Below are 13,080 nucleotides of genomic sequence, written 5' to 3'. Positions count from 1 at the left end.
CTCTGTTCCTGCGGTTCGGGGAGCGGGGGGTGGCAGGGGTTATTCGGGGGTGACGTCCAGCGCGTGGCCGACGAGCGCCAGCAGCGACTCGATGACGGTGGGCCGGCGCCGGGCGTCCATCACCACGACCGGCACCTCCGGCGGCACGGTCAGCGCGTCCCGGACGTCGTCGACCTCGTAGCGTTCGGTCCCCTCGAAGTGGTTGACCGCGACGATGTACGGCAGTCCGCAGCTCTCGAAGTAGTCCAGCGCCGGGAAGCAGTCCTCCAGGCGCCGGGTGTCGGCCATCACGACCGCGCCGATCGCGCCGCGCACCAGGTCGTCCCACATGAACCAGAAGCGCTGCTGGCCGGGCGTGCCGAAGAGGTACAGCACCAGTTCCTGGTCGAGGGTGATCCGGCCGAAGTCCATGGCGACCGTGGTCGTGGTCTTCTCCGGCGTCGCGGACAGGTCGTCGGTCGCCTCGCTGGCCTGGGTCATCAGCGCCTCGGTCTTGAGCGGGGTGATCTCCGAGACCGATCCGACGAACGTGGTCTTGCCGACGCCGAAGCCGCCCGCCACCACGATCTTGGTGGCGACCGGTGCCTGCGTCCGGTCCATCTGCCAGCTCTGCAGCCCCGCTTCGTCGGCGGCGGCCGGGGCGGCCGGTGCCGCGGGGCCGGCGGCCGGTGGCGTCCCGGCCGCTATCGTGTCAGAGCCTGTGAAGTCCACTCAGCACCCTTTCGAGCAGCGCGCGGTCGGGCCGGCCGGTGCCGTGCCCGGTGCCGTAGACGCGAATCTTTCCCTGGTCGGCGAGGTCGCTGAGGAGGACGCGGACCACCCCCAGCGGCATCTTGAGCAGCGCGGAGATCTCCGCGACCGAGCGCATCCGGCGGCACAGCTCGACGATCGCGCGCATCTCCGGCATCACGCGGTCGAGCCAGCCCGCGCCGGACGAGGCGGTCAGCTCCCGGCGTTCCTCGGGTGCCTCCAGCGCGGCCACGAACGTCTCGACGAGCAGCACATGGCCGAACCGGGTCCGGCCGCCGGTCAGCGAGTACGGCCGGACCCGCGCGGGCCTGGGGGTCCCCCCTGTTCGAGCGGAGCCGAGAACTCGGGGGAGGTCCCCGCCGCGCACGGGGAGTTTCGGACGGGAACTCATGCCGGGACCTCGCTTCGCTCGGCCTCGGGTCCGCACGGCACGCACCGCTCTTCGGTTCGCTGGCTTCGCTCGGTCACTGGGCGCTCTCCATCGACTTGCGGAGTTCGGTGCGGAGTTCGGGGGTCAGGACGTGGCCGGCCCGGCCGACGAAGAGGGCCATGTGGTAGGCGATGGTGCTCATGTCGCAGTCGGGGGTGGCGTGCACGCCGAGCAGCGAGCCGTCGCTGATCGACATCACGAACAGGCTGCCCTCGTCCATCGCGACCATCGTCTGCTTGACCGTTCCGCCGTCCATCAGCTGCGCGGCCCCGTTGGTGAGGCTGCCGAGGCCGGACACGATGGTGGCGAGGTCGGCGCTGGAGCCCTGGGGGCCGTCGTCGCCGACGTGCGCCACGGTGCCCGCCGCCGCCCGCTCGGGGTCGGAGGAGAGCAGCAGCAGGCCGTCGGAGGAGACCACCGCGACCGAGTGGATGCCGGGCACCTCGTCGACCAGATCGCTCAGCAGCCAGTGCAGGTTACGTGCCTGGGTGCTCAGTCCCTGTCCATGCGCCGTGGGCGCTTGCGCCTTCAATCGCGTGCCTCCTCGCCGGTATGGCTGTCTCCCGGGGCCCCCGCTCCGTCGGTGTCCTTCACTGGGATGGTCTGCTCCGCGGTGCGTTCCGCGATCTCGGCCGCCACATCGCGGCGGCCCTCCCGTGCCCCCTGCTGGAATCCGCCGAGCCGGCGGCGCAGGGCCTCGGCGTTGGCCGCGCCGGTCCTGCGGGGCGCGGCCGGCGCCTGCTTCTGCGCCACGTTCTTCGGGGTGCGTTTGGGCAGCCCGGTGCTGGTCCGGCGCTGCGGTCGGGACGCGCCGGTTGCCGGCGCCGGTGGTGCCTCCCCTTGGGACGCCTGGTCCGGGTGGGCCGGTTCCGGGGCCGCGGCGGGCTCCGGGGCCGGGCGGGTGTGCTGGTCCGGCCCGATGGCGTACGGGTCGGCGACGGCGGGTGCCGGGGCGGCGTGCCGCCCCTTCCCGGGTGCCGGGGCGGCCGGGCCGCTCTCGGTCGGGGACGCGTCCCCGGCCGGCGGCGGGTTCTCCCCGGGACGGGTGTGCTCGCCGGTGGTGCCGGCGGCGGTCCCGGCGGAGGCGTACGGGCCGGGCGACTGCGGTCCGTACGGGCTCGGTTCGGGCCGCGCCGCGGACGCCGGCGCGGCGGGCGACTCGGCGGACGGCTCGGCCGGGCCCCGGGAGCGGGGCCGGGCCTGGGGCGGTACGAGCGGGGCGGCGGGCGCTGCCGGTTCCGCGGCCTCCGCGGGTTCGGCGGCCTCCGCCGGGTCCGCAGCCTCGGCCGGGTCCGCAGCCTCGGCCGGGTCCGGTGCCGCCAACGGGTCCGCTGCCGCGGCCGGTTGTGCTGCCTCCGCCCGTTCCGGTGCCTCCGCCGCTTCCGGCTGTTCGGCAGCGTCGGCCGGCTCCGCCGCCTCCGCCGGCCCGGTGGCCTCCCCGGGGGCCGGGTGGCCCAGCCCCGCCGCGTCGATGGCGCGCTCGGCCGCGGCGACGAACGGGTCCGCGGCGAGCCCCCGCCGGCCGGCCGGCCGCCGCTCGGGGGCGGGCTCCGGCGCGGGCTCCGGCGCGGGCACCGCCGGGGCAGGCTCGGGGTCGGGTTCGGGGGCCGTCGGCCGTTCCGCCGGGTCGACCCGGTTCGTCCGGGTCTGCAGGGTGTTGGAGTTGGCCTCCGCGACCGAGCCCGGGAGGGCCGGCGCGGACGGCGCGCCCCTCTCCGCCGAGCGGGCGGGCGGCACCGGCGCCGGACGGTTCGGCAGGATCGAGCCGGGCAGCACGACGACGGCGGTGATCCCGCCCTGCTTGCGGTCGCGCAGCTGCACCCGCACGCCGTGCCGGGCGGCCAGCCGCACCACCACGTACAGGCCCAGGCCCAGCGCCTCGTCCACGGTCTCGGAGGTGGACGCGGTCTCGGCGTCCGCGAGCCGCTCGTTGACCTCGGCCAGCCGGTCCGCGGTCATCCCGATGCCCTCGTCCTCGACCGAGAGCATCAGCTCGCCGCTCTCCAGCAGCCAGCCGGACAGCTCGACATGGGCGTCCGGCGGGGAGAACGCGGTGGCGTTCTCCAGGAGTTCGGCGACCAGGTGGCTGAGGTCGTCGGCGACGAACCCGGCGACCTGGGCGTGCGGCGGCAGCGACGTGATCCGCACCCGCTCGTACCGCTCGATCTCGCTGACCGCGGCGCGCAGCATGTCGAGCAGCGGCACCGGCCCGGGGTGGCTGCTGCCGTGCTGTTCGGCGCCGGCCAGGACCAGCAGGTTCTCGCTGTTGCGGCGCATCCGCGCGGCGAAGTGGTCCAGCTTGAAGAGGGTGTCCAGTCGCTCCGGGTCCTGCTCGCTCTCCTCCAGGGACTCCAGGACCGCGAGTTGGCGCTCCACCAGGCCCAGGGTGCGCAGCGAGAGGTTGACGAACCGGCCGTGGACGCCGGTGCGCAGCACCGCCAGCCGCTCGTCGAGCGCGGCGACCTCCTCCTTGAGCGCCTCCGCCTGCTCCTGGAGGGCCTCCCGCTCGGCGACCAGCCGCTGCCGGCCGCCGACCAGGCGCTTGCGCTCGCCCTCCCACTCGGCGGCGCGCCGGGCGGTCTCGGCGACCTGGGTGTGCAGCGCGTTGACGGACCGGACGGCGGCGGCGAACTCGTCGTTGCGGCCCTTGTAGTCAATGGGGTCCTCGTGGCCGGGGTCGGCCGCCAGCCGCTTGGCACCGAGCCGCAGCGCGGCCAGCGGCTGGGTCATGGTGCGGGCGGCCCAGACGGCGGTGCCGACGGCCACCAGGAGGCAGAGGCCCTCCAGGCCGACGGCGATCTCCAGGGCCGTCACGTCGTCGTCGCGCAGCCGGCCCAGGCGCTGGATCTCGGCGGTGGCGACGGCCGACTCGACGCCCCGCATCAGGCCGACCCGGGCGGTCAGCGCGGCCTGCACCCGGCGCCGGCTGAGCGCCATGTCCGCGGCGTCGAGGACGGGCTGGTCGGTGAGCTTGGTGAGGTAGCGCTCGGCGGCGTCGACGTCGGTGCCGTTGACAGTGCGCTGGAAGCGGTCCCGGGCGCTCTGGCTGGCGATCTGGTGGAAGTCGCCGAGGGCGCCCTGCTCGCGGAGGTGGGCGACCTGCGCGGCGGCGGTCAGCCGGGGCTGGGAGCCGCCCGCCTTGAGCCCGGCGAGCAGCAGCGCGCGGGTGCCGGCGGCCTGGTCGACGGCCCGGCCGAGGTCGGGCAGCGCCCGGGTGTCGGCGGCCCCGCCGTCGGCCCGTGCGGGCAGGCCGCGGGCGATGTCGTCGCCGAGCGCGCCGAGCGCCGCGACGGCCTCGCTGTAGGCGTCGTAGACCTGGTCGGCGGTGGCGGGCCCGGAGAGCGCCGTCTGGCGGGTGTCGGGCAGCTGCTTGAGGAGCTTGTCGGCGGCGGCGAGGGCGCCGGTGTCACCGGCCACGCCCTGGGCCTGGCTGCGCAGTTCGTCGATCTGCCGGTCGACCTGGGCCCGCTGGTCGTCGGTGGGGGCCTGGGTGACGTTGCGGCCGGTGCGGCCGGCGGCGACGTACGCGGTCATCGCGTCGCGCTCGTCGGCGAGGGAGTGCGCGAGGGTGACGGCGTGCGCGTTCAGCCCGGCGAGGTCGACCAGGTGCTGGCTGTCCCGGGCGTTGCCGGCGGCGGTCATCAGCGCGGGGGCGCCGGCTCCCAGGACGGCGACGGCGACCACGGCGACGGCTGCCATGAGCCGGTTGCGGACCCGCGCGGGACGCCGTCCCGAGCCGTCCGTGCCGCCGCCCGCGCCCGGTCCCGCACCGGATCCCGTGCCCGGTACCGAGACCGGTCCGGCCGGTGAGCCCGGCTTCCCTGCGCCGCCCCGAAGCCGCTTCTTCCGCACCGCTGCTCGCATTCCTGTCTCGCCTGCCCACGCCGTGCCGGCGTCGCGGACCCGGTCCGCTCACCGTTCGCGGGGCGAGTCTGCGCGACGACCGCGGCAGCGCACCGTTCCGCGAGAGGGGAACAGCCCGGCTCTGCGCGTCGCGACGAACGTCCTGACCACCCCGGTTACTCCGGGAATCGACCATTCCATCGGCGCCGCGCAGTGGCTCGGCAACACATGTCCGGCCACCTGAACGAGTGAACAACAATCGGAGTTTGGCCATCAACTTCCGTGTGGCGGCAGTTTCGGCCGCAACCTCGCGCAACCCCCCGATGGGTTTGGAGATGCGTGGCGGTCCTGAAAGGATGCGCGCCCGCATTCGGGCCCGTGCCCCGGGGCCCCGCGTGCCCGCCCCTGCCCGCTCACCCGCCGCGGCCGCCGGCCACCGCTCGTTTCCGGCCACCTCCGGCAGACTTTCCCGCATGCGCATCGAACTCGCCACCGAGCCGGGCGATCCCCAACGCCCCAACGAGGACTACGCGTCGGTCGCCCTGCCGGCGTCCGGGGAGGGCGGCGCCCTGGTCCTGCTGGACGGGGTGACCCCGCCGGAGGGGGACTTCGGCTGTGTCCATTCCGTGCCGTGGTTCACCGCGCGGCTCGGGGGCGCAATGCTCGAACTGTCGGTTTCACACCGCGACATGACGCTCACTGAGGCGCTCGCCGCCGCCGTCGCGAGAACGGCCGAAGCCCACCGCACCACCTGTGACCTTTCTCACCCCCGTACGCCGCAGGCGACGGTGGTCGCCGCGCGCTGGTCCCCGGAGACCGTGGAACACCTGGTGCTGTCCGATTCCGTACTGCTCCTGGAGAAGGCGGACGGCTCGGTGCATCCGGTACGGGACACCCGGCTCGACGAGCTCCCGCCCGCGGTCCGCGACCGGCGCACGGCGGTCCGGGCACTGCCCCGCGGCACGGCCGAACGCGCCACCGCGGCCCGGGAGTACGTCCGCGCGGTGGAGGCCCTGCGGAACGCCGAGGGCGGCTTCTTCACCGCGGCCGCCGACCCGTCCGTCGCGTCCCGCGCGATCACCGGCACCACCCCGCGCACCGCCGTCCGCTCGCTGACCGCACTGACCGACGGCGCCGGCCGCTGGGTGGACGTCTTCCACGCGGGCTCCTGGTCCGAGTGCGCAACCCTGGTCGCCGAGTCCGGCCCCCAGGCCCTGATCGACCGCGTGCGGCAACTGGAGGCCGCCGACCCGGAATGCGCCACCCACCCCCGAGGAAAGGCCCGGGACGACGCGGCGGTGATCCATGTGGCGCCGTAGCGCCATCGCACCGGCAACGACCGGGCCCCGGCGGCCGGCAGGAGGGGCCGGCCGCCGGCGGGAGCTACCGGGGCGACCCGCACATGGCCGACGGAACGGGCCAAGGGTCACCAGGACAACATGTGCCGACCACCGGCCCTCCGCCCCCGGACCCGGCACCACGGACGACCGGGCCGGAGGTAGGGGCCGCACCCAGCGCCCGGCGCCCAAGCCCCCGCGCGGGGGCGCGGTCCAGGAGGGAGCTACCCCTCCTCCCCCTCCTGCTCCGCATTCAGCCGATGCAGCAACCGCGCCAACTCCGCGACCTCGGCCCGCTCCCACGAGGCGAGCCGCCGGGCGTAACGGGCGCGGCGCGCGGTACGGACGCGGTTGAAGCGCTCCCGCCCCTCGTCGGTGATCCGCACCAGCACCGCGCGCCCGTCGGCCGGATCCGGCGCACGGGCGACCAGCCCGAGCCGCTCCAGGGCGTGCAGTTGGCGGCTTATCGTCGCCTTGCCGACGCCGAAGAACGCCGCGAGGTCGGTGGCGCGCTGGGAGCCGGCGTCGGCGAGCCGCACGAGCAGCCCGTAGGCGGCCGGTTCGAGGTCGGGGTGGACCTCGCGGGCGAGTTCACCGGAGGAGGCGCGGGCGCGGCGCAGGAATACCGCCAATTCGCGTTCCAGGGACAGGAATGCCGGGTCCACACCCATCGGCTCGCCGTCCGAGGTGGTATCGCCGGCTCCGGTGTCGTGCACGTCAGCACCCTTCCCGCGTTGTCCGCATGTCCAGCAATTCCCCTCGCCGTGTTCGCCCCGCGTTTCCGTCCGGCTGAAATTTTCTTTCCCGTTCCGTGCGGAGCCGCAGTTGGGCCAGTATTTCGCAGGCTTAGACCAACGGCAGCCCGCGCCCCCCTATTGTCACGGGGGTCTACGCGCGTATCGTCATTTGTGGCATGACCACACCAAACGTGTGGGCTCCAGTACGCCGGCACCTCCCCCTCAAGGTCACTTCCCCACGAAGTCACCGCACCGAGATCCACCGAGATCCACGGAGGCAGTACATGTCCGTGCTCAGATCCGGCTCCCCGTACCGTTCCCCGCGCTCCCGCGCACTCGTGGCCGGGGCCCTTCTCGCGACCGTCTCCCTCGTCGGCCTGCCCGGCACGGCCGGTGCCGCGGCCCGGCACCGCGCGCCCGAGCCCACCCACCCGGCGCAGGACTGGGCCGGCTCCCAGATCGCCAAGCACGAGGGCAGGGGCGGCCTGCTGCCGCCGCTGCCCTCGCTGACCGCGTCCGTCGAGGGCGTGGACGTCAGCAGCCACAACGGCAGCGTCGCCTGGTCGACGCTGTGGAACAGCGGCGTGAAGTTCGCCTACGTCAAGGCCACCGAGTCCACCAGCTACACCAACCCGTCCTTCGCGCAGCAGTACAACGGCTCCTACGACGTCGGCATGATCCGCGGCGCCTACCACTTCGCCACGCCCGACACCTCCAGCGGCGTGGCCCAGGCCAACTACTTCGTGGACCACGGAGGCGGCTGGTCCAAGGACGGCAGGACGCTGCCCGGTGCGCTGGACATGGAGTACAACCCCTACGGCTCGACCTGTTACGGGCTGAGCGCGGCCGGGCTGGTGAACTGGATGAAGGACTGGTTCGCCACCTACAAGGCGCGCACCGGCCGGGACGCCGTCGTCTACACCTCCACCAGCTGGTGGAAGCAGTGCACCGGCAACTCCGGCGCGTTCGGCGCGATCAACCCGCTGTGGGTCCCGCGCTACGGCTCGTCGGTCGGTGAACTCCCGGGCGGCTGGGGCTTCCACACCATCTGGCAGTACACCTCGACCGGTGCGACGGTCGGCGACCACAACCGGTTCAACGGGGCCTACGACCGGCTCCAGGCGCTGGCCAACGGCTGACGCGCCCGGAGGCCGGCCCGGGTCTCCCCCGGGCCGGCCTCCGCGGTCCGCGCCCCGTCCGCGCCGTCCTCGCCGCGCCTACGCCGCTACCGGGAACTCGGGCCGCTGCCCGTTCGCGGCCGGCGTCAGGGCCAGCTCCAGCACCTGCCGGACGTCCGCCACCGGGTGCACCTCCAGCGCTTCGAGGACCTCGGCCGGGACGTCGTCCAGATCCGGTTCGTTGCGCTTGGGGATGATCACGGTGGTGATGCCGGCCCGGTGCGCGGCCAGCAGCTTCTGCTTGACGCCGCCGATCGGCAGCACCCGGCCGGTGAGCGAGACCTCGCCCGTCATCGCGACGTCCGGGCGGACCTGGCGGCCCGACAACAGCGAGGCCAGCGCGGTGGTCATCGTGATGCCCGCGCTCGGGCCGTCCTTGGGGACGGCGCCGGCCGGGATGTGCAGATGGACGCCGCGCTCCTTCAGGTCGCCCACCGGGAGCTCCAGTTCGGCGCCGTGCGAGCGCAGGAAGGACAGCGCGATGTGCGCCGACTCCTTCATCACGTCGCCCAGCTGGCCGGTCAGCCGCAGACCGGAGGCGCCGGTCTCGGGGTCGGCCAGCGACGCCTCGATGTAGAGCACGTCGCCGCCGGCGCCGGTGACCGCGAGACCGGTGACGACGCCGGGCACCGCGGTCCGCCGCTCGGCCGGGTCCTGGGCGGACTCCGGGGTGTGGCGCGGGCGCCCGATGAGCGGGCGCAGCGCGTCCGCGCCGAGGGTGAACGGCAGCTCCTGCTCGCCCAGTTCGTGCCGGGCGGCCACCTTGCGCAGCAGCCTGGCGATCGCGCGCTCCAGATTCCGCACGCCCGCCTCGCGGGTGTACTCGCCGGCCAGTCGGCGCAGCGCGTCGTCGGTCACGGTCACCTCGTCGGGCGCGAGTCCGGCCCGCTCCAGCTGACGCGGCACCAGGTGGTCCCGGGCGATGACGATCTTCTCGTCCTCGGTGTAGCCGTCCAGCCGGACCAGTTCCATCCGGTCCAGCAGCGGCTCCGGGATGGCCTCCAGGACGTTGGCGGTGGCCAGGAACACCACGTCGGAGAGGTCCAGTTCGACCTCCAGGTAGTGGTCCCGGAAGGTGTGGTTCTGCGCCGGGTCCAGCACCTCCAGGAGGGCGGCGGCCGGGTCGCCCCGGTAGTCGGAGCCCACCTTGTCGATCTCGTCGAGGAGGACGACCGGGTTCATCGAGCCGGCCTCCTTGACGGCCCGCACGATCCGGCCGGGGAGCGCGCCGACGTAGGTGCGCCGGTGGCCGCGGATCTCCGCCTCGTCCCGGACGCCGCCCAGGGCGACCCGCACGAACTTCCGCCCCATGGCCCGCGCCACGGACTCCCCCAGCGACGTCTTGCCGACGCCCGGCGGCCCGACGAGCGCCAGCACGGCCCCGCCCGCCCGTCGCCCGTCGACGGGTCCCGGCCCGCGCTCCGAGCGCCGCTTGCGCACGGCCAGGTACTCGGTGATCCGTTCCTTGACGTCCTCCAGGCCCGCGTGGTCGGCGTCCAGGACCTCCTTGGCGCCGGCGATGTCGTAGGCGTCCTCGGTGCGTTCGTTCCAGGGGAGTTCCAGGACGGTGTCGAGCCAGGTGCGGATCCAGCTGCCCTCGGGGTTCTGGTCGCCGGCCCGCTCCAGCTTGTCGACCTCCTTCAGAGCCGCCTCGCGGACCTTCTCCGGCAGGTCTGCGGCCTCCACGCGGGCGCGGTAGTCGTCGGGCTCCCCGGCTGCGTTCCCGGCGTTCTCGCCGTTCAGCTGGCGCAGCTCCTTGCGGACGGCCTCCAGCTGACGGCGCAGCAGGAACTCTCGCTGCTGCTTCTCGACGCCCTCCTGGACGTCCTTGGCGATGGACTCGGCGACGTCCTGTTCGGCGAGGTGGGAGCGGAGCACTTCGGTGGCGTACTTCAGGCGGGCGACCGGCTCGGCGGTCTCCAGCAGCTGGAGCTTCTGCTCGCCGGTCAGGAACGGCAGGTACCCGGTGTTGTCGGCGAGTGCGGGGACGTCGTCGATGCCGGTGACGCGGTCCACGACCTGCCAGGCGCCGCGCTTGCGCAGCCAGCTGGTGGCCAGCGCCTTGTACTCGGTGACGAGTTCGGTGACGGCTCCGGGGAGGGGGTCGGGGACCTTCTCCTCGACGATGGCCCCCTCCACCCAGAGCGCGGCGCCCGGGCCGGTGGTGCCGGCGCCGATCCGGACCCGGCCCAGGCCCCGGATGAGGGCTCCCGGATCGCCGTCGGACAGCCGTCCCACCTGCTCGATCCGCCCGAGCGTGCCGATCGCCGCGTACGTCCCGTCGATCCGCGGGACCAGCAGCACCCGGGGCTTGCCGCCCGAGGGGGCGGCGGCCTGGGCGGCCTCCACCGCGGCGCGCACCTCGGCGTCGGACAGGTCCAGGGGCACCACCATGCCGGGCAGGACGACCTCGTCGTCGAGGGGCAGCACGGGCAGGGTGAGCGAGGTGGACTCCGTCGACCGAGCAGACTCAGCAGTCATGATCTCCCCTTCGGCAAGCAAGTTGAGCTTTACCCACTCAATGCTGAGGGTCCCGCCATTGTTCCCCGAGGCGCGTTCGCTCTGAGCGATCAGCCGCGGGCAACTCGGTTGCGCAGCAAGGGGCGTGGCGCGCGAGGCACGGGCGCGGGGCGCGGGGCGTGGGCCCCGGCCGGAGGGGAGGGCCGGCGCTACCAGTGGCCGGGGCGGCGCAGACCGCGCGGCAGCCTGGTGGCCGCGTCGCCCCGGGCGGCGTTCACCTGGGCCTGCGTCAGGAAGATGCTGCCGGTGAGGTCGGCGCCGCGCAGATCGGCGTCCCGGAGGTCGGCGCCGATCATGTCCGCGGACCGCAGGTCGGCGCCCCGGAGGTCGGCGGCGATGAGATACGCCCCGCGCAGGTTCGCGCCCTTCAGGTCCGCGCCCTTGAGGCGCGCGCCCATCAGGTCCGCGCCGCGCCGCTCCTTCTTCCGGCCCGGGACCTTCGCCCGGACCAGCTCACTGACCCGCAGCAGCAGGACGTTGACCGCACCGCGGTGGGCGGCCACGTCCAGCGCGGCCAGTTCCTCGGCGGTGCCCAGGGTCAGCCGCTCGGTCCTCTCCAGGAGGGCACGCAACTCGTCGCGCACCGGGCGGGCGGGGGGCAGCGCGACCGCCTCGGTCAGGTACCAGAGCAGTTCGTGGAGCTGGCGCATCACGGCGAACGCGTCGAACATCGGCCGGGCGGTCTCCGGCGCGCTCCGCCAGTCCGTCCCCCCGAAGGTGACCTGGGAGACCTTCTGCCCGGCGCCGAAGCACTCGAAGACGGTGCAGCCGGAGAAGCCGCGCTGCCGCAGGTCCCGGTGGACGCCGCAGCGGAAGTCGTCCTGGAGGTTCGGGCAGGGCCGCCCGGCCTCCTTGTCCAGGGCGAAGTCCGCCGACCGCGCGAACGGCAGCGCCACACAGCACAGCCCGAAGCAGTTCCCGCAGTCGGAGAGCAGCGGGAGCCGGGCGGCGTCCGGGCCGTCCGGGCTCTGCGGCGGGGCGGACGGGCGGTCCTCGGCGGGTCGGCGGCGCTCGTGCGACACGGTTCTTCTCTGCTCCTGCGGCCGGCGGGCCCCTTCGTCACGACACCCGCGAAGGCCCCATTCTCCGCGATCGCAGCCCGGCAGGTCGTCCGGCACATCGTCCGGGCGCCCCGGCAGCGGCGACACGGAGCGCCCCCGTGGGCCGGGGGCCGCATCCCCTCGCCCCTAGGGCGGGTCGTCGAACTCCCGTCGTCCGCCCGGGGGGCGGGAGTTTGACGACCCGCCCTAGGGCACCCGCGCCGCCCGCAGCGCCGGGTGGCCCAGGTCGCCCGGCAGTGGCGCGGGCCCGGTGCGCTGCCGCCACCAGTAGTGGAGCAGTGGCCAGGCGGCGACGCCCAGGGCGAGTGAGAGCAGATGGCCCCAGTCGGTCATCGGGTCCACGTAGTCGAGCAGGCCGCTCAGCGCCTGGAAGCCGCCCACCGCCAGCAGCGGCCAGCGCCCCCAGGCGGGCAGCAGCCCGGCGAGCGCCCCGATGCAGGTCATCACGCCGAAGCTGATGCCGTAGTCGAGGCGGTGCAGCGAGCTCTCCGGCAGTTCCCCGGCGGCGACCGAGAAGGCGACCGGCACCTCGGTCGCCAGGGTGGCCAGCGCGTGCCCGCCGAAGAAGACCGTCGCGGTGCGCACCCCGCCGATCCGCCGCTCCAGGGCGGTCAGCACGAAGAGGAAGGCGACGGCGAAGCCCGAGGCGAGTCCGCCGGCGCTCCACAGGGCGCTGGCGATCAGCACCGGCAGCGGTGCCTGGGTGAGGTGCACCACGTCCGTACTGGAGCCCTGGAGCAGCGCGGACACCACGGAGGGGTCGCCGTGCTCCGCGTAGAGCGAGGTGCCCACGAGCAGCAGTGCGTAACAGAAGGTGAAGGGGGTGCCGGTGGGGGTGGGGAGCAGCCGCCGGAGGCGGGGGCCCGCGGCGCGGCGGCCGGCCGGGGCGACCGATGCGGGCGGCTCGACCGGTTCGGCCGCGGCGACCGGGGCGGCGGCCGCGGCCGCGCCCCCGCGCTGCCGGGGCACCCCGGGCAGCAGCACCGGAGCGCCCTCGCCGCCCACGCCCTCCGAGGCCGGCGCGCCGCCGGCCACCTCCACCGCACTCGCCATCCCCGGTCCCTTCCGCCACCCGCGCACCGTCCGCGGTCCACTTTGCACGGCCAACCCATGAGTCAGCTGTGTGAGTGATATCCCTCACAGCCCTCAACCTCCGTGCGATGCGCCGCGTCGGCGTGGCGGCCGCCGCGCGCCCCGGTGCAGGCACCGGCTCCACCGGAGCGG

General features: G+C 74.6%; 10 protein-coding genes. 2 read left to right on the top strand and 8 right to left on the bottom strand.

Features of this window, described 5'->3' with window-relative positions:
• Positions 1-39: 39 nt before the first annotated feature.
• The 4 genes from K2224_RS12640 to K2224_RS41355 form a co-directional block, all read right to left on the bottom strand.
• Positions 40-600: an ATP/GTP-binding protein gene (locus K2224_RS12640; RefSeq protein WP_260693449.1), complete on the bottom strand. Its 561-nt coding sequence runs from the start codon at positions 598-600 to the stop codon at positions 40-42.
• 91 nt (positions 601-691) lie between these two features.
• Complete coding sequence (locus K2224_RS12635) at positions 692-1,141, bottom strand: DUF742 domain-containing protein (RefSeq protein ID WP_260692565.1); 450 nt, start codon at positions 1,139-1,141, stop codon at positions 692-694.
• A 73-nt stretch (positions 1,142-1,214) separates the two neighbouring features.
• Positions 1,215-1,712, bottom strand: a complete 498-nt coding sequence (locus K2224_RS12630; protein WP_221906657.1) for a roadblock/LC7 domain-containing protein — start codon at positions 1,710-1,712, stop codon at positions 1,215-1,217.
• Positions 1,709-4,879, bottom strand: a complete 3,171-nt coding sequence (locus K2224_RS41355; protein WP_221906656.1) for a nitrate- and nitrite sensing domain-containing protein — start codon at positions 4,877-4,879, stop codon at positions 1,709-1,711. The genes K2224_RS12630 and K2224_RS41355 overlap by 4 nt, the downstream gene beginning before the upstream one ends.
• A gap of 617 nt (positions 4,880-5,496) precedes the next feature.
• Here K2224_RS41355 and K2224_RS12620 point away from each other — a divergent pair.
• Complete coding sequence (locus K2224_RS12620; protein ID WP_221906655.1) at positions 5,497-6,342, top strand: protein phosphatase 2C domain-containing protein; 846 nt, start codon at positions 5,497-5,499, stop codon at positions 6,340-6,342.
• Between the two features lie 242 nt (positions 6,343-6,584).
• Here the strand turns inward: K2224_RS12620 and K2224_RS12615 are convergent, their stop codons facing one another.
• A complete protein-coding gene (locus tag K2224_RS12615) occupies positions 6,585-7,031 on the bottom strand; it encodes a MarR family winged helix-turn-helix transcriptional regulator (protein ID WP_221909629.1) in 447 nt (148 codons plus the stop codon).
• 350 nt (positions 7,032-7,381) lie between these two features.
• Between K2224_RS12615 and K2224_RS12610 the strand changes: the two genes are divergently transcribed.
• Positions 7,382-8,236 carry a lysozyme gene (locus tag K2224_RS12610; RefSeq protein WP_221906654.1) on the top strand — a complete coding sequence of 285 codons (855 nt, stop codon included), beginning with the start codon at positions 7,382-7,384 and terminating at the stop codon, positions 8,234-8,236.
• 78 nt (positions 8,237-8,314) lie between these two features.
• On the opposite strand, the gene lon is transcribed toward K2224_RS12610, so the two are convergent.
• The 3 genes from lon to K2224_RS12595 form a co-directional block, all read right to left on the bottom strand.
• Positions 8,315-10,756: an endopeptidase La gene (gene lon, locus K2224_RS12605; RefSeq protein WP_221906653.1), complete on the bottom strand. Its 2,442-nt coding sequence runs from the start codon at positions 10,754-10,756 to the stop codon at positions 8,315-8,317.
• A 188-nt stretch (positions 10,757-10,944) separates the two neighbouring features.
• Positions 10,945-11,817, bottom strand: a complete 873-nt coding sequence (locus K2224_RS12600) for a pentapeptide repeat-containing protein (RefSeq protein ID WP_221906652.1) — start codon at positions 11,815-11,817, stop codon at positions 10,945-10,947.
• Between the two features lie 225 nt (positions 11,818-12,042).
• The gene (locus K2224_RS12595) at positions 12,043-12,909 is read right to left on the bottom strand and encodes a rhomboid-like protein (protein ID WP_221906651.1); all 867 of its coding nucleotides are present in this window, start codon (positions 12,907-12,909) and stop codon (positions 12,043-12,045) included.
• Between the last annotated feature and the right edge of the window lie 171 nt (positions 12,910-13,080).

Origin of the sequence: Streptomyces sp. BHT-5-2, from assembly GCF_019774615.1 — a bacterium.
Taxonomy (GTDB): Bacteria; Actinomycetota; Actinomycetes; order Streptomycetales; family Streptomycetaceae; genus Streptomyces.
Note: the sequence above shows the minus strand (reverse complement) of the source record. Positions and strands in the feature narration are given on the sequence as shown.